This is a genomic window from Bacillus sp. J41TS8 (genome assembly GCF_018333035.1).
Classification (GTDB): Bacteria; Bacillota; Bacilli; order Bacillales; family Bacillaceae; genus Bacillus; species Bacillus paralicheniformis.
In genome coordinates this window covers 51,282-72,195 of record NZ_BORF01000005.1, presented here as the reverse complement: position 1 = coordinate 72,195, position 20,914 = coordinate 51,282, and the positions used below count along the sequence as shown (strand labels likewise).

Annotated in this window: 29 protein-coding genes and 1 riboswitch; of the genes, 9 read left to right on the top strand and 20 right to left on the bottom strand. The window is 47.9% G+C overall.

Annotated elements, in window-relative coordinates:
• Positions 1 to 83 precede the first annotated feature (83 nt).
• Positions 84 to 671 carry an undecaprenyl phosphate transporter UptA gene (uptA, locus tag KI350_RS08965; protein WP_020450968.1) on the top strand — a complete coding sequence of 196 codons (588 nt, stop codon included), beginning with the start codon at positions 84 to 86 and terminating at the stop codon, positions 669 to 671.
• 39 nt (positions 672 to 710) lie between these two features.
• Here the strand turns inward: uptA and KI350_RS08960 are convergent, their stop codons facing one another.
• Positions 711 to 968 carry a hypothetical protein gene (locus KI350_RS08960; protein ID WP_003180714.1) on the bottom strand — a complete coding sequence of 86 codons (258 nt, stop codon included), beginning with the start codon at positions 966 to 968 and terminating at the stop codon, positions 711 to 713.
• Between the two features lie 121 nt (positions 969 to 1,089).
• On the opposite strand from KI350_RS08960, the gene KI350_RS08955 reads away from it, so the two are divergent.
• Positions 1,090 to 3,369: an ATP-dependent helicase gene (locus KI350_RS08955; protein WP_025811628.1), complete on the top strand. Its 2,280-nt coding sequence runs from the start codon at positions 1,090 to 1,092 to the stop codon at positions 3,367 to 3,369.
• Positions 3,370 to 3,407: 38 nt separating this feature from the next.
• On the opposite strand, the gene spoVIF is transcribed toward KI350_RS08955, so the two are convergent.
• The 5 genes from spoVIF to KI350_RS08935 all read right to left on the bottom strand — a co-directional run bounded on the left by spoVIF (position 3,408) and on the right by KI350_RS08935 (position 4,855).
• Entirely contained in the window at positions 3,408 to 3,665 is a 258-nt protein-coding gene (gene spoVIF, locus KI350_RS08950; RefSeq protein WP_020450966.1) for a sporulation-specific transcription regulator SpoVIF, read from the bottom strand.
• A 126-nt stretch (positions 3,666 to 3,791) separates the two neighbouring features.
• Entirely contained in the window at positions 3,792 to 3,923 is a 132-nt protein-coding gene (locus KI350_RS08945) for a YjcZ family sporulation protein (protein ID WP_020450965.1), read from the bottom strand.
• A 79-nt stretch (positions 3,924 to 4,002) separates the two neighbouring features.
• On the bottom strand, positions 4,003 to 4,212 hold the full coding sequence (locus KI350_RS08940) for a hypothetical protein (protein WP_020450964.1): 210 nt from the start codon (positions 4,210 to 4,212) through the stop codon (positions 4,003 to 4,005).
• 83 nt (positions 4,213 to 4,295) lie between these two features.
• A complete protein-coding gene (locus tag KI350_RS23205) occupies positions 4,296 to 4,421 on the bottom strand; it encodes a hypothetical protein (RefSeq protein ID WP_254926386.1) in 126 nt (41 codons plus the stop codon).
• Between the two features lie 77 nt (positions 4,422 to 4,498).
• Positions 4,499 to 4,855 carry a DUF1360 domain-containing protein gene (locus tag KI350_RS08935; protein WP_003180704.1) on the bottom strand — a complete coding sequence of 119 codons (357 nt, stop codon included), beginning with the start codon at positions 4,853 to 4,855 and terminating at the stop codon, positions 4,499 to 4,501.
• A 147-nt stretch (positions 4,856 to 5,002) separates the two neighbouring features.
• Between KI350_RS08935 and KI350_RS08930 the strand changes: the two genes are divergently transcribed.
• The 5 genes from KI350_RS08930 (at position 5,003) to KI350_RS08910 (ending at position 7,580) form a co-directional block, all read left to right on the top strand.
• Positions 5,003 to 5,389, top strand: a complete 387-nt coding sequence (locus KI350_RS08930; RefSeq protein ID WP_020450962.1) for a spore coat protein — start codon at positions 5,003 to 5,005, stop codon at positions 5,387 to 5,389.
• A 48-nt stretch (positions 5,390 to 5,437) separates the two neighbouring features.
• On the top strand, positions 5,438 to 5,791 hold the full coding sequence (locus KI350_RS08925) for a hypothetical protein (protein ID WP_003180698.1): 354 nt from the start codon (positions 5,438 to 5,440) through the stop codon (positions 5,789 to 5,791).
• 67 nt (positions 5,792 to 5,858) lie between these two features.
• Positions 5,859 to 6,365, top strand: coding sequence for a spore coat protein (locus KI350_RS08920; protein ID WP_003180696.1), 507 nt, complete (start codon positions 5,859 to 5,861; stop codon positions 6,363 to 6,365).
• Between the two features lie 132 nt (positions 6,366 to 6,497).
• Positions 6,498 to 6,980, top strand: a complete 483-nt coding sequence (locus tag KI350_RS08915) for a CotY/CotZ family spore coat protein (RefSeq protein WP_003180694.1) — start codon at positions 6,498 to 6,500, stop codon at positions 6,978 to 6,980.
• Positions 6,981 to 7,130: 150 nt separating this feature from the next.
• Entirely contained in the window at positions 7,131 to 7,580 is a 450-nt protein-coding gene (locus KI350_RS08910; protein ID WP_023856676.1) for a CotY/CotZ family spore coat protein, read from the top strand.
• A gap of 36 nt (positions 7,581 to 7,616) precedes the next feature.
• Here KI350_RS08910 and KI350_RS08905 read toward each other — a convergent pair whose 3' ends face one another.
• The 10 genes from KI350_RS08905 to KI350_RS08860 form a co-directional block, all read right to left on the bottom strand.
• Positions 7,617 to 8,096: a CotO family spore coat protein gene (locus KI350_RS08905; protein ID WP_003180690.1), complete on the bottom strand. Its 480-nt coding sequence runs from the start codon at positions 8,094 to 8,096 to the stop codon at positions 7,617 to 7,619.
• Between the two features lie 102 nt (positions 8,097 to 8,198).
• On the bottom strand, positions 8,199 to 8,975 hold the full coding sequence (gene fabI / locus KI350_RS08900) for an enoyl-ACP reductase FabI (RefSeq protein ID WP_003180687.1): 777 nt from the start codon (positions 8,973 to 8,975) through the stop codon (positions 8,199 to 8,201).
• Between the two features lie 155 nt (positions 8,976 to 9,130).
• Positions 9,131 to 9,949: a bifunctional hydroxymethylpyrimidine kinase/phosphomethylpyrimidine kinase gene (gene thiD / locus KI350_RS08895; protein ID WP_020450959.1), complete on the bottom strand. Its 819-nt coding sequence runs from the start codon at positions 9,947 to 9,949 to the stop codon at positions 9,131 to 9,133.
• A gap of 23 nt (positions 9,950 to 9,972) precedes the next feature.
• On the bottom strand, positions 9,973 to 10,983 hold the full coding sequence (locus tag KI350_RS08890; protein ID WP_020450958.1) for a thiazole biosynthesis adenylyltransferase ThiF: 1,011 nt from the start codon (positions 10,981 to 10,983) through the stop codon (positions 9,973 to 9,975).
• Entirely contained in the window at positions 10,980 to 11,747 is a 768-nt protein-coding gene (locus tag KI350_RS08885; RefSeq protein WP_020450957.1) for a thiazole synthase, read from the bottom strand. The genes KI350_RS08890 and KI350_RS08885 overlap by 4 nt, the downstream gene beginning before the upstream one ends.
• A 6-nt stretch (positions 11,748 to 11,753) precedes the next feature.
• Positions 11,754 to 11,957: a sulfur carrier protein ThiS gene (thiS, locus tag KI350_RS08880; protein WP_020450956.1), complete on the bottom strand. Its 204-nt coding sequence runs from the start codon at positions 11,955 to 11,957 to the stop codon at positions 11,754 to 11,756.
• Positions 11,954 to 13,063 carry a glycine oxidase ThiO gene (gene thiO, locus KI350_RS08875; RefSeq protein ID WP_020450955.1) on the bottom strand — a complete coding sequence of 370 codons (1,110 nt, stop codon included), beginning with the start codon at positions 13,061 to 13,063 and terminating at the stop codon, positions 11,954 to 11,956. Before thiO ends, thiS begins: the two co-directional genes overlap by 4 nt.
• Positions 13,047 to 13,658: a thiazole tautomerase TenI gene (tenI, locus tag KI350_RS08870; RefSeq protein WP_023856672.1), complete on the bottom strand. Its 612-nt coding sequence runs from the start codon at positions 13,656 to 13,658 to the stop codon at positions 13,047 to 13,049. Before tenI ends, thiO begins: the two co-directional genes overlap by 17 nt.
• Positions 13,633 to 14,334, bottom strand: a complete 702-nt coding sequence (gene tenA, locus KI350_RS08865; protein ID WP_023856671.1) for a thiaminase II — start codon at positions 14,332 to 14,334, stop codon at positions 13,633 to 13,635. Before tenA ends, tenI begins: the two co-directional genes overlap by 26 nt.
• Positions 14,335 to 14,417: 83 nt before the next feature.
• A riboswitch (TPP riboswitch) is annotated at positions 14,418 to 14,526 on the bottom strand.
• A gap of 59 nt (positions 14,527 to 14,585) precedes the next feature.
• Positions 14,586 to 16,430, bottom strand: coding sequence for a monovalent cation:proton antiporter family protein (locus tag KI350_RS08860; RefSeq protein WP_020450952.1), 1,845 nt, complete (start codon positions 16,428 to 16,430; stop codon positions 14,586 to 14,588).
• Positions 16,431 to 16,694: 264 nt separating this feature from the next.
• Between KI350_RS08860 and prpE the strand changes: the two genes are divergently transcribed.
• On the top strand, positions 16,695 to 17,435 hold the full coding sequence (gene prpE, locus KI350_RS08855; RefSeq protein ID WP_020450951.1) for a bis(5'-nucleosyl)-tetraphosphatase PrpE: 741 nt from the start codon (positions 16,695 to 16,697) through the stop codon (positions 17,433 to 17,435).
• 16 nt (positions 17,436 to 17,451) lie between these two features.
• Here prpE and KI350_RS08850 read toward each other — a convergent pair whose 3' ends face one another.
• Genes KI350_RS08850 through KI350_RS08835 form a run of 4 tightly spaced genes read right to left on the bottom strand, consistent with a single transcriptional unit; the run spans position 17,452 to position 20,205 of the window.
• Entirely contained in the window at positions 17,452 to 18,327 is an 876-nt protein-coding gene (locus tag KI350_RS08850; protein WP_020450950.1) for an RluA family pseudouridine synthase, read from the bottom strand.
• Positions 18,328 to 18,353: 26 nt separating this feature from the next.
• Positions 18,354 to 19,154, bottom strand: a complete 801-nt coding sequence (locus tag KI350_RS08845) for an NAD kinase (protein ID WP_023856668.1) — start codon at positions 19,152 to 19,154, stop codon at positions 18,354 to 18,356.
• A gap of 18 nt (positions 19,155 to 19,172) precedes the next feature.
• Positions 19,173 to 19,808, bottom strand: coding sequence for a GTP diphosphokinase (gene yjbM, locus KI350_RS08840; protein ID WP_003180661.1), 636 nt, complete (start codon positions 19,806 to 19,808; stop codon positions 19,173 to 19,175).
• Between the two features lie 31 nt (positions 19,809 to 19,839).
• Complete coding sequence (locus KI350_RS08835) at positions 19,840 to 20,205, bottom strand: UPF0738 family protein (protein ID WP_003180659.1); 366 nt, start codon at positions 20,203 to 20,205, stop codon at positions 19,840 to 19,842.
• Positions 20,206 to 20,335: 130 nt separating this feature from the next.
• Here KI350_RS08835 and KI350_RS08830 point away from each other — a divergent pair, with 130 nt between their 5' ends.
• On the top strand, positions 20,336 to 20,908 hold the full coding sequence (locus tag KI350_RS08830) for a CYTH domain-containing protein (RefSeq protein WP_020450948.1): 573 nt from the start codon (positions 20,336 to 20,338) through the stop codon (positions 20,906 to 20,908).
• Positions 20,909 to 20,914 lie beyond the last annotated feature (6 nt).

The following is a 20,914-nucleotide window of genomic DNA, read 5'->3' as shown; positions in this document are numbered from 1 at the left end:
TCCCGCGCGGACGGCAGGGAAACATCCCGGCGGCTGCTCCAACGTTCGGCTGATGAAATCAAAAGCAGGGAGAAAAAACGAAAATGGGAAGCATAGTGAATGATATTTTAATGTGGCTGACCGATCTTGGCTATTTCGGCATTGCAATCGGTTTAATGATCGAAATCATCCCGAGTGAAATCGTACTGGCCTACGGCGGATACTTGGTGTCAAGCGGCTCCATTACGATGACAGGGGCCGTGATCGCCGGCGTCATCGGGGGAACGATTGCTCAATTGTTTTTATACTGGATCGGCTATTACGGCGGAAGGCCGTTTTTATACAAATACGGAAAGTACTTATTGATCCAAAAGCATCACATTCAAACGGCCGAAAAATGGTTTGAGAAATACGGCGGAGGCGTTGTCTTTTCCGCCCGCTTCATTCCCGTGGTCAGGCACGCCATCTCCATTCCGGCAGGAATTGCGAAAATGCCGATTTTAAAATTCACGGGTCTGACCGTGCTGGCCATCATACCGTGGTCGATATTATTCGTCTACCTCGGCATACAGCTCGGCAGCCGGTGGGACCATGTTGAAAATGTGGCGAGAACGTACACGACTCCGATTATGATCGGAGCGGCCGCTATGATTATTCTGTATTTCGGACTCAAAAAACTGCGCAAAAAATAACGAAAACCCCGGTATAAAAGCCGGGGTTTGTTTCATCTTTCAAACGGACTCGTTAACGTAGCGTCCGCTTTCCGCCTTTTCCGCAACACGGCGGTTCAGCGTTTTTTTTCGCTTCTTTTCCAAGACCCGCCTAAAAGCCGCAGTCTGGTTTTCCTCTCTTTTTTCGACTTCGCGGTAGGCGCGCTCGCTTGGGATATTGGCGGTTTTTTGTATATGCGCATAGTTCGATTTTTGGCTGATGCTGCGATTGGCGTACTGTGTATATTGATCATGATGGACAGGCGGCAAATATCCCATTCGATCTCCTCCTCATCAGCTTTAATTCCCAAAAATCTACTGTTTTAAACGGTTTTCATTTGATATGATAGACGTTGTCTCATAACACTAGACGATTACCCATTAATTGGAGGACCTCTTTTTGAAATGCGCCCGATTCAATAACCGAGACATTCATATACATACATATTCGAGAGAACACCTGCAATTCCTCTTTGATGAAGCAAGAAAAGACAGAATCACGTGTAAACATTGCGGCTTGCCTCTCAGACTGAAATTGTCGATTCATGAAGAACCACATTTTTTCCACCGGGAAAACGGGGATTTTTCTCAATGTGAAGCAGCTTGCTTAAACGAGAAGACAGAGCAAACCAGACAGAACGACTATACAGAAAGCGGCGTGTTCCGTCTCCCGAAAGGCAAAGCGATCGGAGAGGAAAAGAAGACGGATGCGGACTTCTGGACGCCGCCTCGCGAAGCTTCCATCCATTCTCCTTTCTCCCCAGCAGAAGAAACGGCCCCGGAACCGGTCTTTCCGAATGTGCCGCTGAATGAGAAACAGCTTGCCGCCGTGACGGCCCCCGAAGAACCCCTTCTCGTTCTGGCCGGCGCGGGAAGCGGAAAAACACGGGTATTAACCGCGCGAGCGGCTTATATGATATCCCGGCTCGATATCCCGCCTTCCGCCATTTTGCTCGTCACATTCACGACAAAAGCCGTGAAAGAAATGAAAGAGCGGATGGCCTCGCAATACGGATTGCCGATGCAGACTGTGAACCGCCTCGTGACAGGCACCTTCCACAGCTTTTTCTACAAAATTCTTTATCACCATGATCCGGCAAGATGGAATGGCGAGCACCTGCTGAAATGGGAATGGCAAAAAGAACAATACATCAAAATGGCCCTTGCCGAAGAAGGGCTTGATGAAAAAGATTTTCCGGTTGATCAGGCGATCCAGCAGATCGGCTACTGGAAGAACGCTTATCTTCCGGGCGAACAGATTCCGCTGGAAGACGAATGGGAAAAGCGGGTTCACCGGCTGTACCGTCAATATGAAGAACAAAAAGCTGCGCGGCGCCAATTCGATTTCGACGATATGGCATCTGCATGCTGGCAGCTGTTTCAAGAACAGCCAGACATTTTAAAACGATATCAGACGCGCTTTCACGCGATTTTGATCGACGAATTTCAGGACATTAACCCTGTTCAGTATGCCATCATCAAGCTGTTGGCGAGCCCGGAAAACAACCTGACCTGTGTCGGGGATGATGACCAGTCAATCTACGCGTTCAGAGGCAGCAGCCCTTCTTTTATACTCGATTTTGAAAAAGATTATCCGAAGGCGAAAACGGTCCGCCTCACGACGAATTACAGATCGAGCCATCCGATTGTGGCAAGCGCCGATATGGTCGTGAGGAAAAATAAAAAGCGTTTTCCGAAAACATTAAGTGCCGCGAGAGATGACCGCCAAAAACCGCTTATATTTTATCCTTATGATGAAGAGGAAGAAGCGATTATGATCGTCTCTGATATCCAAGAAAAAATTGAAATGGGCGCTAAGCCTGATGACTTCGCCATTCTATACCGAACAAACAGCAGCGGGCGCGCAATCTTTGAACGTCTGCACCAGTCGGCTATTCCGTACACGGCTGAACAAGGCGTCCGGTCGTTTTACAGCAGGAGAATCGTCCGGCAGATGCTGGCTTATCTCTACTTAAGCCAAAATCAGGATGACGCGGAAGCCGTCAAACAGATTTTACCCGCCCTCTTTCTCAAGCAGTCCGCATTAAATACGCTTAAAGCGCTCTCGATTACCGAAGATTGCACGATGGTTCACGCGCTTGAAAAACTAACCGACATCAAACCGTTTCAACTCGATAAAATAAAGAAAATCGTTCCTTTTTTCACAGGCTTAAAAACGATGAAACCGGTTGAAGCAATCTCTTTCGCAGAGGAAAAAATGGGCTTTTCCGATTACTTGAAAAAGCGCGGTAACGAAGGAAACAAGCTCGAAAAAGGGTCTGACGATCTGCGGGATCTCAAAACAGCGGCAAAAAAATTCAAAACGATCCCCGAATTTCTTGAGCATGTCGATCATATGAGAGCAGCGGAAAAGCAAAAAGCTGACGGATACGGTGTTCAGCTTTTAACAATCCACCGTGCGAAAGGGCTTGAATTCAAAACGGTCTATATCCTGGGGGTGCAGGACGGCTCGATTCCGCATGACTTTGCCCTTGAGACAGCGAGAAAAGGCGACGAAACCGCTCTTGAAGAAGAGCGGAGGCTGCTGTATGTCGCCATGACCCGGGCCGAGGATCGTCTGTATATCAGCGTCCCTTCCGTCAGAAGGGGCAGAACGGCATACCGCTCAAGGTTTTTGCAGCCTGTTTTACGCCCGAATCCCCAGGTCCAGCTGCAATAAAAGACACCGTGCCCTCCTTTTATCGGAAGGCGCGGTGTTTATTTTTTGCTGTTCATCATTTTCGCGATCGTGTTGAAATCCATTTTTTCCTTGCCGCTTACAATGGATTCAACAATCTTATCTTCCATTTCCTTCGGAACCCGTTTGTTCGCCAATTTAGCGACACGCTTAATCACACTGCGGACCGTATTTTCATCCTTGAAGTTGGCATTTTGCAGCGAATTCGCAAGCTGCATGACCTCATTCATGCTGACGCCCGTTTTCTTTTCGATGTTTTTGAAAAATTGATTGTCCATACCTATGCCTCCTTTTTGGGAGTGATACGCTATCTTATGCATCTTTGAAAAGCCTTGTGCTTTTCCCGTTCAAAAAGAAGAGGGCCCGGCACACATGCCGTCGCCCTCTTCGCTTCAACTCAAAAACTAATATTTAAAAGAAGCGCCGACAATAATGAGAAGAATAAACAAGACAACGATCAATACAAACGTTGAACCATAGCCGCCGCCATAGCCTCCGCTGTAGCCGCCGCCGTAGCCTCCGCCACAAAAGCCCATCTAAAGCACCTCCTTTTCTCCCTACACGATATGACAGTTGATAGGATTCGCTTGGATTGATGCATAGGGCTTCCGTGGATTATTTATAGATGCCCGGCAGACTCACGTCCTCTCCCAGCCATTTTTCAGCATTCTCTGCAAACGCTTCGACCTGCCTGCCGAACTGTTCGGCAGAACGGTCAAATGTCTCCAGTTCCTTCTGCTGCTCAAAGATCACCCGGTCATGGCCGGCTTGCGTTTGATCGTGCTTGCGGCATATTGATTCAACCAGCTGTTCAAATACATTCATCGCTTTTCCCCCTTATGATGGTGTATGCATCAGAAGAAAAATTGGCAACAAAAAAACCGGACTGTATCCGGCTTTTTTTGATATTAATAGGTTCTCTTCTTTTTGCCGCATCCGCAGCCTTTTTTCTTCACTTTTTTTGAGAAAGTGGACTGATGATTGCTGGAAGCGTTCGTTAATCGGCCTTGCTGCCTTCTTTTCACTTGTCTCATTGCATTCCTTCCTTTCTCATGCTTATACGCCATTATATGAGTCTTCTTTTCATAAGTTGCCAATGATAAATCCCCATTCAATCGAGCCATTTGGACACGATCGTTTCCAGTACCCCAGCAAGGCCTGCTATGGCAAGCAGAAGAATCAGCCATTCGGCAATGGTCGGAACAAAGGCGTAAAGAACAAGCAAAAACGCGGTACACCACACACCCGTGCACCAATAACAGCTCAACAGCTCGCCGATCCACGCTCTCACGCCTTTTCCTTTCATGACAAGATACGTCTCGGTCTCTCCCGTTTTTTCGTTTTTTTCTTCAACCTCTTCGTGAAACAGGCTTCTAAACGGCGCCATGATCGTATCAAACACGACCAGCCGTGTCAGCCGAAATACCGCGATAGAAAATAGAATATATAAAAGCCAGCTTTGTATCACAGGGCTCCCCCTTTCCTGCTTCCAAATATATGCCGGAACCGGCTTGCCTAAAACAGCAAATTTGGGTGCTGAAATGTATGTTTTCCTCATTCCGCTAAGTTACCGGTCTGCATTTAATAAAGTGTGGATAAGAAAGGAGTGAAAGTTATGTCGTTTCATGAAAAAGCCGAAGCGCTGTACGCAAAAACATTTGACGAATTATACCGGGAATATGACCAGCTCATTGAAGTGATTGATTCCGAACATGTCACTGTAAACACGGCAAACATAACAGCAGCTCTCTCTTTACAAGCCACTGTGATCTCTTTGACGATTTTATCGGCTCAGCTTGCGATCGAAGACGAGGATACAGCAGACATCGTAACAGAACATGTTTTAGCCGTACACAGGCTGCAAAGCAGGAGAAGAGTCATCATCAAAGTCATCGGCAGCCGCAATGTCACCATTACGCTTTCCTCGCTGGAGATCCTGCTTTCCGTCCAAGTTTTAACCGAAGTGCTGATCGCGCTTATCACAGAGCTTGACATACTTTAAGCCTTCCTTTCTTTCTAATATTTTTTGAGAAATTGAGGTGAAAAACAATTGGCAGATCGCGAAAAGCTTAAAGCGGAAGTAAATCCGCTGACAAATACGCTTGTGCAAAATATCCTTAGAAAACACGGCGTTTCAAAAGACAATGTGCGAACGCTGTCTGAGGAAGAAAAAGAAAACATCTTAAAAATACTCGAAGATTTAAAGGCGCAGTCCGAGGCTCTCATCCAGCGGCAGCAGGAAAAGAAGAAAGAAGCGAACAATGAATCATCATCACAATCCGAAGAACGCCCGAGACGAAGAAGAGAACGTTCAGGTAAAAATAAATTAAGAGAAAAGCTGAGACAAAGAAGGCAGCAGGAGAACACCGCCCAAACCGAAGAAAAAAATGGGGATTTGGAGTAGGGTATCTGCCATATACAAGTTCGAGCCTTCAAACATTTAATAATAGTAAATGGAAGGAGGAAAACAAATGGAAACTAGACCATATTCTTGGGTTGCGCTAGATCCAGAATGCGAGCATCCGGGAACTGAGTATTATCCGAGACACCCTAAGAAACACGTTTGTGACGATTACAACTGCAAGTGCGGTAAACACGATGCATTTATCAATCAGGAGCTCGACCAGCTCAACCTGAACAAACAGCTGTCAGATGAGACAATCATCATCAAGGATTCTTGCGATATCCGAGTCTCTACAGAGGATACTCAAGTTGTCGCATCTGTTATGACTGCGGTGCAGACGGCAATTGTTACAATCGTTCTGGCAATCATTGACGATGCTGATCTTGCCGAGCTTGTATCACAAGACTTGCTGCAGGTAACAGCAAACAAGCAAACAAACCGTCAAAAATTAATTATCGACAATTCACGCGATGTCACAGTTACAACAGAAGATACCGATGTCGCCGTCTTGGTCTCTACAGCTGTCCAAACGCTTACCGTTGTTATCGCAACACTTATCGTCGGACTCCTTTAATACAAAAAAGCAGAGCCATCAAGCTCTGCTTTTCTTCATTTTTATAGACGATTACCCACACCAACAAGGGCACGGGTACATATGTTGTTAAAGACTAAAGTCAAATATCCCTATAAAAAGGAGCTGAAATCCATGAGCTGCGGAAAACATCATGGCCGGCATGAAAATTGTGTATGCGATGCAGTAGAACAAATTATAAAAGAACAGGATGCAGTTGAAGAAACATGTCCGACGAGCTGCTTCGGCAATCTGCTGAGTCCGACGGTTTCCGGTAAAGACACCATTCCGTTCCTTTTGTACGACAAAAAAGGCGGTTTATTTTCAACATTTGGAAATGTCGGCGGATTTTCAGATGATATGCAGTGCTTCGAATCGATTTTCTTCCGGGCAGAAAGTCTAAAAGATTGCTGTGCAACGCTTTCAATCCTGAGGCCTGTGGACATAAACGGCGACACATTAAGCGTCTGCCATCCTTGTGACCCTGACTTTTTCGGGCTTGAGAAAACGGACTTTTGCATCGAGGTTGACTTGACTTGTTTCTGCGCGATTCAATGTCTGTCACCTGAACTAGTTGATCGCGCAGCAGACAAAAAACACAATCAGCACCACGGTTAAAAGGTGTCGGACTGCATCAAGCCGGCCGTTATAATCGGCTTGATGCCAGTCTTTTCACGAAAGCTGCCGGCTTTCGGCAGCTCCTTTTACCAATAGAAAAGCCAGGCCGAAAAATGAATTTTTAAATCCTGAACTAGGAGGGATCATAACATGACGAAATGTTCAGCCGAAAACTGCGTGTGCGAAGCCGTTGAAAACATTCACGATCTGCAAAACGCCATTGAGGAAGAAGGCTGCCCGACAAGCTGTTTCAGCAACCTGCTTTCCCCTTCGAGACACTTAGGCGACACCATTCCGTTTATTTTATACACTTCAAAGTCTAAGCCGTTCGTAGCCTTTGGAAATGTCGGAGAGCTTCAGGCAGGCCCTTGCTTCAGCACCGTGTTTTTCAGAGTTGAAAAGATTGACGACTGCTGCGCTACATTGAGACTGTTGATTGCCTTTGATGAAAATCGCCGCGTTCTCGATTTCACAGAAGATAAAGACAAAATTTGCGATGTGTTCCGCTTGGAAAAAACAAATTTCTGCATTGAAGTGGATCTGGAATGCTTCTGTGCGATCGAATGCTTAAATCCGCAACTGATCAATCGTTCAAATTAAAAAGTCCCTGAATCGGGACTTTTTTTATCGTGTAATTTAAAAGCCAAGCGGGTGCAAGGAAGTAATACTCTCGATTTGCAGTTCCGCCGGAGCCCCTTTGCTCGACGTTTTGACAAATACGGAACCGCCTTTCTTTCCGGCGATCGTTCCTCTGTATGTCTTCCCGTCTGCTTCAATGAGGCAAAGAGTTTTCGGCATATTGCCGGGAAGGCTTGCCAAAAAGTCGATTTTCTCGGCGATGGTCATCTTGCTGAGCGGCTTTTTAATCGGTTTGACTCCTTTTTCGGACCGATTCGCCTCATCGCTAAGCACCGCTTCGGCGCCGTCCTTTTCGTCTGGCCGGACGGCTTCATCCTGCTGTTCCTTTCGCCGGGCTTTTTGTTCGGAAGCGTCGGGTTTTGCTTTCTTCTTTCTTTTAATCAGAATATCCTGCATGTTCGCTTCTGCCTTATCATAGTCCGGCTGCACAATATACATGAGCGGCTTTTGCTCCGCATCGTTTTTTCTGCTAGACATCTTGATCCCTCCGATCTGTTCATGGTATATCTATATGCAAAAAAGGAGAAATCAGAAGAAAAGAAAAAGCAATCCTTTAACGGATTGCTTTTTAGCGTTATGTTATCGCGCGATGATATGATAGCCTGAATCAACATGCAGGTTTTCGCCGGTCATACCGCGGGAAAGGTCGCTGAACAGGAAAGCAGCCGTGTCGCCGACTTCTTCCGGAGTCGTCGTGCGGCGAAGCGGTGCGCGTTCTTCGATTTCTTTTAAAATCGAGTTGAAGTCGCTGATTCCTTTTGCGGACAATGTCCGGATCGGCCCTGCGGAAATGCTGTTGACGCGGATTCCGTCTTTTCCGAGATCGCTCGCCAAGTATTTGACGCTGGCATCAAGTGATGCTTTCGCAACACCCATGACATTGTAGTTGGATACAACGCGCTCGCCGCCAAGGTATGTCAGCGTGACGATGCTTCCGCCTTCAGTCATAATGCCGCGCGCCGCTTTAGCGACCGCTGTCAGTGAGTAAGAGCTGATATTGTGTGCGAGCAGAAAACCGTCGCGGGTGGTATTTAAGTATTCTCCAGCCAAGTCTTCTTTGTTTGCGAAAGCGATGCAGTGTGCAATGCCGTGGATGACCCCGACTTCTTTTTTGATGTCGGCGAAGCACGCTTCAATTTCCTGGTCATTTGTGACATCACAAGGAAGTACGATTGAATCGTTCCGCTCCAAAGAATCGGCCAGCTCCTTGACCGATTTTTCAAGCCGCTCACCCGCATACGTAAAAATCAGTCTTGCGCCTGCATTGTGAAGCGAGCGGGCGATTCCCCAAGCGATGCTTCGTTTATTTGCTACACCCATGACGACGATATTCCGGCCTTCCAGTGATAAATTCATATGTATGAAATCCTCCTAATGATTAACATTTTATTAGTACCTGATCATAATATATAGTATCACAATTAATAGCAGGCTGACAATTTCAGAATATAAAAAGCGGCAGAGACCGTTTTTGATGTCTGCCGCGATATTAATTCATTTTTATTGCGGGACTACAGTTCCAACCCTGCATTGGATATCTTTTGATATGCAAAATGGTTGGTCGGTCCGTGGCCGGCTCCGAAATCAAGGCTGTGTGCAACCGCTTCGTGGACGAAAGCCTCAGCGATGCTGAAAGCTCCTTGAATGCCGTTTCCTTTCGCTGTTTGCGCGGTAAGAGCGGCGGCAAATGTGCAGCCTGTTCCATGGGTATTTTTCGTCTTAATATAGGTGTTCGTTTTTTCCGTGAACACCTCTCCATCGAAGAGGAGATCGGTTACTTTGCCATCCTCGGGCTGATGCCCTCCCTTGATGATAATGTTGCGGACGCCCATTTCATGCAATTCACGAGCCGCTTTTTTGCGGTCTTCCATTGTTTGAATGCTTCTCCCTGTCAGCACTTCGGCTTCGGGTATGTTCGGCGTTACCGCATAAGCAAGCGGAAGCAAGTGCCGTTTCAATGTTTCAACTGCTTCCTCATTCAATAGTGAAGCGCCGCCTTTGGCGATCATGACAGGATCGACAATCACACGTTTAAGCTCGTATGTTGCAATTTTTTCAGCAATGACCTCAATCATCTCCGCGCTCCACAGCATCCCTGTTTTCACGGCGTCAGGTTTTAAATCTTCCGCCACTGCATCAATCTGCGTGCCGAGTGCTTCCGGAGATAGCGGGTAGACGCCGTGAACCCCTGTTGTATTTTGCGCAGTGACCGCTGTCAAAGCCGTCATGCCAAAGACGCCAAGCTCCTGAAATGTTTTAATGTCGGCTTGAATGCCGGCGCCGCCTCCTGAATCCGACCCGGCGATTGTTAATGCTTTGTATATGCTCATGATGTTTGCACTCCCTTCGGCCTTTAGCCAATCCACCTGTGATATATCGTTTTCGCGCGATTGATATCGTTCGTTCCGTGAATCAAAGCGCGTCCGTCCCGAAAAATCACGAACTTAAAATCCTCCGTACGGCAAGATAATAAATAAGGATTTCCCGTCACATCCAAACCGGCTTTTTTTAATCTGGCGGCAAGCGGCTCCAGCTCCGGCGGCTGTTCCGCGGCCGGCCTGATCTGAACCGTTTGTCTGCCGCAAAGAACGGCTGCTTTTGTTTCGTTTTCAGCTGAAAGAAACGGAAACTCGCCTTTTCCGCACGTCGGACACGAGCCATGTTTAAGCGCGTCAGCCCGGACTTCAGAGCGCTCATTTGTCCAAATATCAAATGAGCGAAGCATTCCTGACGGTTCATGCCCTGTCAGCAGCTTCAGGGCATCTGTTACCTGGTAAGCGGCAACCTGCTGAACAACCGGACCGATCACCCCTGCTGTGTCGCACGTCATGGTATTCGCGGGCAAATGCCCCAAAAGACAGTGAAGGCACGGCGTTTTCCCCGGAATGACGGTATATGTGATGCCATAGCTTGCGACACACGCGCCGTACAGAAAAGGGATGCCTAACTTGACCGCCGCATCGTTCATGATCAGCCGCGTTTCAAAATTATCGGTCGCATCGACGATCAGGGACGCTTTCTCCGCAAGCTCGAGCGCTTTTTCCGCGGTAACATCTGCTACAATGCCGGTCACTTGAACAGAGCTGTTGATCAGGCGCAGCCTTTTTTCGGCAGCGGCTGCCTTTGGCATATGATCAACCACATCCTGTTCCGTATAGAGCTGCTGGCGCTGGAGATTGCTCCATTCCACATAATCCCTGTCGGCAATCGTCAGCGAACCGACTCCGGCCCTCACCAGCATTTCTGCGCTGGCCGCGCCCAATGCCCCCGCACCGATCACCAGGACGCGGGCGCGACTTAATTTTTCCTGGCCGTCCGGTCCGATCGGGTGAAAAAGCTCCTGTCTTGAATACCTGCCAGTCAAATCGTCAACTTCCCTTCTTCAGGACTGCTGGCGATGCCGTAGTTCTTTTCCGGAATTCGTCCGGCAAGGTATCCGAGTCTGCCTGCTTCAACGGCGAGTTTCATAGCCTTCGCCATTTGGACCGGATCTTTCGCCCCGCTCACTGCCGTGTTCAAAAGCACTCCGTCAGCGCCGAGTTCCATTGCGTATGCCGCATCTTTCGGAGAACCGATTCCGGCATCCACGATTACGGGAACCTTAGCCTGTTCAATGATGAACGACAGGTTAAGCGGATTGACGATTCCCTGTCCCGAACCGATTGGAGAGGCCCCGGGCATAATGGCGTGTACGCCGAGCTCTTCAAGCTTTCTCGCAAGGACGACATCGTCCGATGTATACGGCAGCACAATGAAGCCTTCTTCAAGCAAGGCTTCTGACGCCTTCAGCGTTTCTACCGGGTCAGGCAGAAGCGAACGGTCACAGCCGATCACTTCGACTTTGATCATGTCGCAAAGACCGCTCGCTTTAGCAAGCTTGGCGATCCGGACGGCTTCCTCAGCCGTTTTTGCTCCGGCCGTATTCGGCAAAAGCGTATAACGGCTTAAATCAAGCTGCTCCAAAAAATTAGGCTGAGACTCTTCAAAAATATTCATCCGTCTGACGGCAAAGGTCAGGATCTCCGATTCAGATGCACTGACAGCCTCTTTTTGAATTTCAAATGACGGATACTTCCCTGTGCCGAGCAATAATCTTGATGAGAATTGACGATCTGCGATTTTTAACATAACGGTTTATCCCCCTCCGACAAAATGAACGATTTCGATGACATCGTGTTCTTCCAGTTTGACTGTTTGATATTGGTCTTTTCCGATAATCTGCCTGTTTCTTTCAACAACGACAACACGATTTTCCAAACTGTAGGATGCGAGCAAATCGTAAATCGTGCCGCCGTCATCTCTCCACTCTATTTTCCGGCCGTTGAGCTGAATGTTCACCTGTGCACAGCCTCCTTTCGCTCCGCTTTAAACGCCTCGGCCCACTCTGTTTTGACCGGATTGCCGAGGATCATGTCAGCTATCATCTCACCGGTTGCAGGTGCCAGGAGGATGCCGTTTCTGAAATGTCCGGCAGCAAACAATATCCGGTCATTTTCAGGGTGTCTGCCGATATATGGATTGCCATCCCCTGTTTCCGGGCGCAATCCGGCCCAGCATTGGTCGATGTTCATGGATTCAATGTCAGGGAGCATCGACTTGGCCTTTCGGATCAACTCCTCGATTCCGCCAAGTTCCGGCTGTTCATTCCAATCCCCGGGCTTCATTGTCGCGCCGACGACAAGCTTTCCGCTATGGCGCGGAACGATGTAGCAATGATCATGGTAAAGCGTCCTCGTCAAAGGGATGCCGTCATTCCACACAGACAGGCACTCCCCTTTGACAGGATAAAAGCTTTTGTCTATGCCGATCTGTTTAAAGAAAGCACCGCTCCACACACCGCTTGCAATGACAACGTGCTCCGCCTCCGCGGTGCATGAAGCAGCAGTGACGCGGACGGCCCCCGCTTCAGATTCGATCGATAAAACGGGGGTAAACTCGAAGACCTCGGCACCGAGAATCCGGGCCCCCCTGGCAAATGCCCTGCACACTGCGGCCGGTTCGACATGGATGTCGTCCCGAATGAAATTAGCGCCGAGAATCCCTTTTCCGGCATGCGGTTCCAGCTCATATACTTCAGCGGCTTCAAGCCATTCCACTGAATCCAGTGCAGCCATTTGCATCAGGTGTTCGCGGTCGCTTTCTGAAAATGCCAGCTTTAATATCCCTCCGTCATGCTTTCTGATATCGATGCCGCTTAAGTCTTTCAATTCGCCCGTCAGCCGCTGATAGGCTTTTTGGCTGGCTCTGGCAAATTCGAAAAAGGTACCGGGTTTATCGCATTCCGCATGGGCGCCGAGCATGCCCGCCGCCGCGCTCGTCGCTTTTTTGCCGACTTCTCCGCTTTCAAACACGGCCGTTTTTTTCCCCGCTTTCGCAAGATGGTAAGCGATGGATGTCCCGATGATGCCTCCGCCGATCACGATCGTATCATAGCGCTTTCTCATATGAATCTCCCTTCGCGAGACAGGCAAGCCGCGCGGCCGCCTCATCCGGTCTGTCATGAGAAAAGATCCCCGACATCACGGCGATGCCGTCTGCCATTTTGACTTCCGCCAGTCGTTGTTCGGTAATACCCCCGATCGCAATGACCGGAATGCGGACAGCCGCCTTCACTTCAGCCAGACTGAGAGCTCCTCTTCCTTTCCGGCCCTTTTTACAGTCCGTTTCAAAAATGTGGCCGAACAGCACATAATCTGCACCTTCAGTTTCAGCCTGAACCGCTTCTTCTGGCGAATGGACGGACTTTCCGATTTTCAAATGCGGAAAACGGCTCCTCACACTTTTGACGGAAAAGCCGTGTGAAGGCAGCTGAACCCGGTGAATGTGATGAAACAAAGCGATATCCACCCTGTCGTTGATGATCAGTTTCCGCTTATCAACCCCTTCTTCGGCAAGGCGGTCGATTAAACTTGATATTTCACTTACTTTTTTTGATCTTTCCCTGATATGGATAAAGTCAACGGCATTTTGAATCGAGATGATTTTTGCAGCAAGCTCTTCCACAGAGTGCTTGTCATCGGTGATCGCGTGCAGATGCAAGCTGATCCACCCCGCTTTTTGACCAGCTTTCTTTTTGGTAGGCCATATCCCAGAAGCTGTATTCGTAGAAGCTGGAGATGACGAAGTTCTCCTTCATCTTCGCGCGCGTTTTCTCATCGGCGTTTTCAGCCAGCTCATCGAAGCGGTTGATCTGTTCTGTCACAAGTTCTTTAAACCAGTCGCCTCCGTATGTCGCGATCCATTCCTGATAAACCGCGCTGTCAGGCCTGCACGTTTTTAACGTCTCACCGACGTCATAATAGAGCCAATAGCAAGGAAGCAAAGCGGCCAGTATTTCCGCAAAACTGCCGCTCACGACAGAACGGTACATATGCGATGTGTACGCATACGCTGTCGGCGACGGCTGAAACGACTCCAGTTCTTCCTTTGTGATTCCCAATAGATCGGTGAATTTCCTATGGAGCGACATCTCGGCTTCATATGTGCCTTTCGCGTGTTCAGCCATCCGGCTTGTCGTATATAAATCGCGAGCATATGCCGCACCAAAGGATTGGACTTTGGCAAAGTGGGTCAAATAGTAGGAATCCTGCATGACATAGTATTTAAATCGATCAACCGGAAGTGTGCCGTCTCCAATCCCTTGAATAAACGGATGGACAAAACTGCCTTCCCACCATTTTGCAGCGCTGTTTCGGCATTCTTCTGAAAACTTCATTTCGAGGCTCCTCCTTCGATTCTGAACATAAAAAAACCACTTTCCCGCAAGGAAAGTGGTTTGGAATTTGCATAAATACATACTCAAATACCGTGCCACTTCCCTACGCAGGTTTGAACCTGTTCAGGTTATGAGGGTCTAAAAGTCACACTTTTATCTCAGCCCTTATCAAGGACTCCCCTAGTGGAAAACATTTCTTGTTCATTCAGTTTATACTTTTATCTTATCACGAATTGCAAAATGGTCAAGCATCAGTCTCCAAGCGTTTTTCTCAATTCCGCAATATATTCGCGCGAACCGGTGGCGATCAGCCTGTCACCCAATTGCAGCCTTGTATCCCCGTGGGGCACGATGCTGTCCACCCCGCGGAAAATTCGGACGAAGATAACATCTCCCGTAAACGGAAACTCCCTTAACAGAACACCGTCAAATCGCTCATTGCTCATATTGATCTGATACAGCGACGCATCCTGGTTCGTCAGGAGTTTCATAACGCCAGGCGCCTCGATAAGCGCGCGCAGCAGCGTTTTTGTAGAAAGCAGAATAGAGAATGTATCAATTCCGTTATCTTTCAGTCTGGATTCGGCGTCTGGAGAATCTGCGCTGGCGATAATTCTCGCGACTTTCTGCTCCTTCGCAAAAAGTGCGATCCCTGTATTGCGCTCTTCGCTGCCAGTGGCCACGACGAGTATATCCGTTTGGAAAACGCCGAATGATTGAAGCGTCTCGTATTCATAATCAGGCAAAACTTCAACATCAAACACCGGGTCCGCCAGATTTTCTTCCTTTTTTTCCTGCCGGACATGCAGGATTCTGACGTGATAATCTTCCGGAGAAAGTTCGAGCGTGACTGGCAGCGTCATTTGATTTGCGCCGATAAAGGTGATCGTCTTTTTCTCTTTTTCGCTTTCCGTTTTCGGCATTAATTTTTTAAAGCCGGTCGGTGTGATGATGCATGTAATGACAGCGACCAGAATCAGCGCGCCGGACATCTGCGCGTCAATCACGCCGATGCGCTCGCCGATCGTTGTCGCCGCGATCACCAAAGAAAGCGTGGAAGTCAGGAGAAAACCGGAAGCCAGCACGGTTTTCATGTCATACCACTTTTTCAAAAACAGCACCGGAACGACTTTGCTGATTAACAGAGCCACAAACAGAAGCGGGATCATCACTAAAATTTTCGGATTGCCAAACAGTGACCAAATGTCCAATTTGACGCCTGTCATCACAAAGAAGATCGGGATGAGGAATCCGTATCCGAATGAATCGAGCTGCTGAACGAGCTCCTTGTTCGGCGAAAGCAGCGAAACAAGCACCCCGGCCAAAAACGCGCCAAGTATGTTTTCTGCACCGAGCGACTCGGACAGCGCCACAAGTACGATGATCAGCGTAAATATCGCCCTTGTGCCGATCTGGATCGTTCCTTTTGACAGCACTTCGACAAAAGGCCGCTTTTTAAATATCCTTCCGAACAGGTATAAAACGACGCCGGCGGCAAATAAGATCATCAGCAGCCACATATTGCTGTTTTCGTCCCCGTAGATTGAGGCGAACACTGCAAGCAGAATCATCGTGACAAGATCGGCAATGACGGCGACAAGCAAAATAATCTGGCCGATATTTGTCTTCATGAGACGCTCTTCTTTCAGCGTCGGAACGACAACCCCGAGCGAAATTGTCGAAATGATCAGCGTCATTAAAAAGGCGTTGTCAATAAATCCTGCCATGACAAAGCTGTAAGAAAGGCCGAGCGATAAAATAAAGACGGCAATAAAGATGACCGAAGCCGTTTTAAATGTATTCGGCGCTTCCTTTCCGCTTGGAAGCAGCTGCTTTTTCTTTCCTTTTTCAAATGCGGAAAAATCGATTTCAAGCCCGCTTAAAAACATTAAAAAGATAAATCCGAGCATCGATAAAGTTTCGAGCCATGTATCGTGCTGGGCGACCAGATCGAACCCGCTTTTTCCGATAATAAGACCCATGATAATTTCAGCGACAACCACCGGTATGCTTAACCTGAAACGGTGCAGCAGGATGGGCGTTAAAAATGCGATAATCAGTACGACAACTAAAGATGAGACAGATGTGTGCTCCATAAACTGGTACCTCCTCTAAAACCGGTTTCCGGGTATGATTAGCGTTCCCTTTTTTAAAAATAAAAGGGACATCTTTTTAGACATTTTCATGTGGGAAAAGAACCGTCTGAACTCTTTTCTCACAGGTGTAAAAATCGATTTTAACAATGCTCGCTCAGAAAAAAAAGTAATATGCCTGATTTTCTCCGGTGAAAGTCGCTGAAGCTTGATTTATATATGGACTGGGCAATGTATATACATACGCAGACAGGAGGCAGAAAACGCATGAAATATGATGTAATCGGCGATATTCACGGGTGCTATGACGAAATGATTGCGCTGATTGAAAAGCTCGGTTACTCGCTGTCATCGGGGTTTCCCGTTCATCCGGAAAACAGAACACTTGTCTTTCTCGGGGATTTAACAGACAGAGGGCCAAAATCGCTGGAGGTCGTTGAATTTGTAGGACGGGCCGTTGAAGAAGGAGCTGTGCGATATGTGCCCGGCAATCACTGCAATAAGCTGTACCGTTTTTTCAAAGGCAATCCGGTGAAGCTGCAGCACGGGCTGGAGACGACGGCGGCGGAATACAGAAACCTTCCGAAACATAAACAGAAGGATATCAGAGACCTTTTCATGCGCCTTTATGAAAACGCCCCGCTTTATGAGATCCTGCATAACGGCGAACTTGTCGTCGCACATGCCGGCATCAAAGCGGAAGACATCGGCAAAAAGCCTGTCGGAAAAGTAAAACAGTTTGTGCTATACGGAGATATTACAGGAGAAACGCTGCCTGACGGACGGCCGGTCAGGCGGGACTGGGCCGCTCATTACAAAGGCGATCCGTGGGTGGTGTACGGCCACACTCCTGTCAAACGTCCGCGAATGATACATCATACGATCAATATCGATACCGGTTGTGTATTCGGCAACAGGCTGACCGCTTTCAGATACCCCGAACTGACAACCGAATCTGTCCCCTCTTCATTGCCTTATGATGAGTCAAGATTCCGTATGGAGCCATAAAAAAAGAGAGCTTAATTCAGCTCTCTATCAACTGACTCATATCATGCGGAACCGGCGCTTGAAACGTCAGCTCTTCCATTGTGAAGGGATGAAAAAACGTCAGCGTCTCACTGTGGAGCGCCTGCCGATTGATGAAGCCGCGGGTTCCTCCGTACAGCGTATCACCGCACAAAGGATATCCGATATGACTCATGTGAACTCGGATCTGATGGGTTCTCCCGGTTTCCAGACGGATGGAGACATCCGTCATACCGCTGAAGCGCCTGTTCACCCAAAAATGCGTCACCGCTTTTTGCCCGTCGGGGATCACCGCACGCTCGATGATGCTCGATGATTTTCTGCCGATTGGCGCATCGATCGTTCCCTGCTCTTCTGCGATCAAACCGTGGACGACCGCCCGATATTGCCGTTTGACGGCTCCCTTTTTTTGCAGTCCCGATAAAAGCGAGTGGGCGAAGCGGTGCTTGGCTACAAGCATGACACCCGATGTGTCGCGGTCAAGCCTGCTCACCAGGTGAACGGTCGCGCGGACGCCCGTCCGCTGGTAATAATGAATCAGACCGTTCGCCAAGCTGCCTGATGGATGCTCGCGCGAGGGAATCGACGACAGGCATGGCTGTTTATTTAATACGAGGACATGGTCATCTTCGAACAAAATATCAAGCGGAATTTCTTCCGGGCGCAAAGATTCGCTCATTTTTTCCGGAGGGAACTGTATGACGAGCTCGTCCCCTTTTTGAAGAACGTATCTGACCGTTACATGCCCGCCGTTTACCAAAAGATCCCCGCCGCCGAATTTGATGTCCGTCAGCATCCTTTTTGAAATGCCCAGTCGCTGGACGTATTCTTTCAAAAGAACCCCGCTGTCCTCTTCTGTTATGATCTGTTTCATCAAAAAATCGCTCACAGCAAACCTTCCTATTCTCCTTTTCCGATAAAGGAATCCTGGACCCTTTTCCAAAACGGAAACGGCCGAAAGCGGGCAAACCTGATATTTTCGTTTGCGACGCGGCATTGAATTGACTTGACGTCTTTATGCAGCAATGTCAAATGGTCAATCGCGACTTGAAACGTCACATCATTAATCGGTTTAATTAAACAAGTGTGGTGCTCAGGCAGAATGAGCGGCGATCCGACCGTGCGAAACACCCGGTTGTTGATCGACGCCATTTCAGCCAGCTGGACCGCTCTGATGGACGGATGAATAATCGCACCGCCGAGCGCCTTGTTATATGCCGTGCTTCCCGATGGGGTCGATAAGCAAAGGCCGTCGCCGCGGAACGTTTCGAAAAGTTCCCCTTTAATTTCGACATCTGTCACAAGCGTCCCTTCGATGCTCTTGATCGTACATTCGTTCAGCGCCAAATATCTCGCTTCATCGCTGCCGTCATTGTAGCGGACGATAACTTCCAAAACCGGATATTCAACAATTTGATACGGCGTTTTCGCAATCGCGATTACGAGTTTTTCAATCTCGGTCGGCACCCAGTCGGCATAAAAGCCGAGATGTCCTGTATGAACCCCGACAAAGGCCGTTTTGTCGAGGCGGCCGCTGTATTTGTGAAATGCGTATAAAAGCGTTCCGTCACCGCCGACGGAAATGACGATATCCGGCTCTTCTTCATCGCATTCAAGACCGAAGTCGAGCAGATATGTTTGAATTTTGCTTTTTAATGAATCGGAAACATCATTTCCTTTGGACGATACCGCAAACTTCATCATTCCATCTCCTTTCCCCTAACCGTCATCCTCATCCTTTTTCTTGCGTGAAAATGCCACGTGAGCCTCCTGAATCTCGCCCCTGATCTCGGACATTTCCATATCGAGCCTTGATGCTGCTTCAGAAGCTCTTTGAAGCCTTAATTTTACTTTTTCCGGAATGTTGCCGCTGTATTTATAATTTAAAGAATGTTCGATTGTCGCCCAAAAATTCATCGCCAGCGTCCGGATTTGAATTTCAACCAAAATCTGTTTTTCCCCGTTGATTGTCTGCAAAGGGTACAGCACGACGAGGTGGTAGGAGCGGTAGCCGCTCTCTTTATGTTCCGCGATATAGTCGCGCTTATCCACGACCGTGAAGTCCTTTCTCGCCAGAAGCATATCGACGACAATGCGAATATCCTCAAAAAATTGGCACATGATTCTGAGCCCGGCAATATCTTGCATGCTTTCAATGTTGTGCAGAGGAATGTTTTTCCGCTTGGCCTTCTCAAGAATACTCGGAACAGGCTTCACCCGCCCTGTCACGAATTCGATCGGCGAATGTTCCTCCTCGTATTCGTAAAGGGTCCGGATCCCTTTCAGCTTCACTTTCAGCTCTTCAACAGCCTGCCGGTACGGCGCTAAAAATTGCTCCCATTGTTTTTCGTCCATAAACCTTCCCCCAATTTCATCGCCTTTTTTTCTAGAGGAATATCCGTTTCACTCTCTCTTCCATTTCTTCGCCATAATTTGCATTATCTTTAATATTCTCTATTAAATATCCGAGCTCATCATGGAACCCGTTAAGCTCCAGCTCCGTGTTTCCGATATGTAAAAACACAGGAAGATTGGCGTCGAGGGCCGCTTTAAGATCGGACCAGATGCCTTCGTTTAAAATGACGTATTCAAAGGAATCGTCCTGTTCAAGTATGTATACAAATGCAAAATGATCGGAGTCTGTCAGCATGCGTCCGGCCGGTTTCCGCTCCGCTCCGTCATTGATTTCGCTGGTCAACACCAGCCGGTCGTTTCGCAGATTGGCTTCTGTAATCTCAATTCTGTTCTGCATAATGCTCTCCTTTACAATAAAAGTACAGATTCATTTTATCATATCAGCTTCAATATTGATAAACGTTCCTTCTCAAGAGATAATAAGGAAAATGCAATTTTACCAGCTGAGAGGATGAAAAAATTAAAGAATGAGCCAGGAACTTGAAATCGAATTTAAAAATATGCTGACAAAAAAAGAATTTGAGAAAATCAAATCATATTATCAATTTACTTCCGAGCAATTTGTTATACAAAAAAACCATTATTACGATACGTCCTCCTTTTCTTTAAAAGAAAAAGGAGCGGCTTTAAGAATTCGCGAAAAACAGCAGCGATATGTACTGACATTAAAAGAGCCGGCACCTGTAGGTCTGATGGAAACCCACCAGGAGCTGACCGGGAATCCCGAATTTGAAACGTTCACGATTCCGCATGGACCGGTATACGATCGCCTGAAGCGCCTCGGCATTCAACCGGACGAGCTCATCCTTTTCGGAACGCTTGCAACAAGCCGTGCAGAAAAAAAATTGCCGCAGGGCTTAATTGTTTTGGATCACAGCCGATACTTAATGGTAGAAGACTTTGAAGTTGAATTCGAAGTGACAGACTATGAACGCGGAAAACGGGATTTCTCTGAACTGCTGAAATCGTTCGGCATCCCTGAGCGTGAAACCAAAAATAAAATCGTCCGATTTTATGAACAAAAACTTAAAGATCAATAAGGTGGG

What these genes read in the sequence shown, in the direction of transcription:
- KI350_RS08940 (WP_020450964.1), bottom strand. Translation starts at nt 4,212, where the DNA reads ATGAATGTATTTGAACAGCTGGTTGAATCAATATGCCGCAAGCACGAT.
- KI350_RS08885 (WP_020450957.1), bottom strand. Translation starts at nt 11,747, where the DNA reads ATGTTAAAAATCGCAGATCGTCAATTCTCATCAAGATTATTGCTCGGC.
- KI350_RS08960 (WP_003180714.1), bottom strand. Translation starts at nt 968, where the DNA reads ATGGGATATTTGCCGCCTGTCCATCATGATCAATATACACAGTACGCC.
- yjbM (WP_003180661.1), bottom strand. Translation starts at nt 19,808, where the DNA reads ATGGACGAAAAACAATGGGAGCAATTTTTAGCGCCGTACCGGCAGGCT.
- KI350_RS08910 (WP_023856676.1), top strand. Translation starts at nt 7,131, where the DNA reads ATGACGAAATGTTCAGCCGAAAACTGCGTGTGCGAAGCCGTTGAAAAC.
- KI350_RS08835 (WP_003180659.1), bottom strand. Translation starts at nt 20,205, where the DNA reads ATGCAGAACAGAATTGAGATTACAGAAGCCAATCTGCGAAACGACCGG.
- KI350_RS08905 (WP_003180690.1), bottom strand. Translation starts at nt 8,096, where the DNA reads ATGTCTAGCAGAAAAAACGATGCGGAGCAAAAGCCGCTCATGTATATT.
- KI350_RS08920 (WP_003180696.1), top strand. Translation starts at nt 5,859, where the DNA reads ATGGAAACTAGACCATATTCTTGGGTTGCGCTAGATCCAGAATGCGAG.
- tenA (WP_023856671.1), bottom strand. Translation starts at nt 14,334, where the DNA reads ATGAAGTTTTCAGAAGAATGCCGAAACAGCGCTGCAAAATGGTGGGAA.
- KI350_RS08850 (WP_020450950.1), bottom strand. Translation starts at nt 18,327, where the DNA reads ATGAAACAGATCATAACAGAAGAGGACAGCGGGGTTCTTTTGAAAGAA.
- thiO (WP_020450955.1), bottom strand. Translation starts at nt 13,063, where the DNA reads ATGAGAAAGCGCTATGATACGATCGTGATCGGCGGAGGCATCATCGGG.
- fabI (WP_003180687.1), bottom strand. Translation starts at nt 8,975, where the DNA reads ATGAATTTATCACTGGAAGGCCGGAATATCGTCGTCATGGGTGTAGCA.
- prpE (WP_020450951.1), top strand. Translation starts at nt 16,695, where the DNA reads ATGAAATATGATGTAATCGGCGATATTCACGGGTGCTATGACGAAATG.
- KI350_RS08945 (WP_020450965.1), bottom strand. Translation starts at nt 3,923, where the DNA reads ATGGGCTTTTGTGGCGGAGGCTACGGCGGCGGCTACAGCGGAGGCTAT.
- KI350_RS08845 (WP_023856668.1), bottom strand. Translation starts at nt 19,154, where the DNA reads ATGAAGTTTGCGGTATCGTCCAAAGGAAATGATGTTTCCGATTCATTA.
- KI350_RS08930 (WP_020450962.1), top strand. Translation starts at nt 5,003, where the DNA reads ATGTCGTTTCATGAAAAAGCCGAAGCGCTGTACGCAAAAACATTTGAC.
- thiD (WP_020450959.1), bottom strand. Translation starts at nt 9,949, where the DNA reads ATGAGCATATACAAAGCATTAACAATCGCCGGGTCGGATTCAGGAGGC.
- KI350_RS08915 (WP_003180694.1), top strand. Translation starts at nt 6,498, where the DNA reads ATGAGCTGCGGAAAACATCATGGCCGGCATGAAAATTGTGTATGCGAT.
- KI350_RS08860 (WP_020450952.1), bottom strand. Translation starts at nt 16,430, where the DNA reads ATGGAGCACACATCTGTCTCATCTTTAGTTGTCGTACTGATTATCGCA.
- KI350_RS23205 (WP_254926386.1), bottom strand. Translation starts at nt 4,421, where the DNA reads ATGAGACAAGTGAAAAGAAGGCAGCAAGGCCGATTAACGAACGCTTCC.
- spoVIF (WP_020450966.1), bottom strand. Translation starts at nt 3,665, where the DNA reads ATGGACAATCAATTTTTCAAAAACATCGAAAAGAAAACGGGCGTCAGC.
- KI350_RS08830 (WP_020450948.1), top strand. Translation starts at nt 20,336, where the DNA reads ATGAGCCAGGAACTTGAAATCGAATTTAAAAATATGCTGACAAAAAAA.
- uptA (WP_020450968.1), top strand. Translation starts at nt 84, where the DNA reads ATGGGAAGCATAGTGAATGATATTTTAATGTGGCTGACCGATCTTGGC.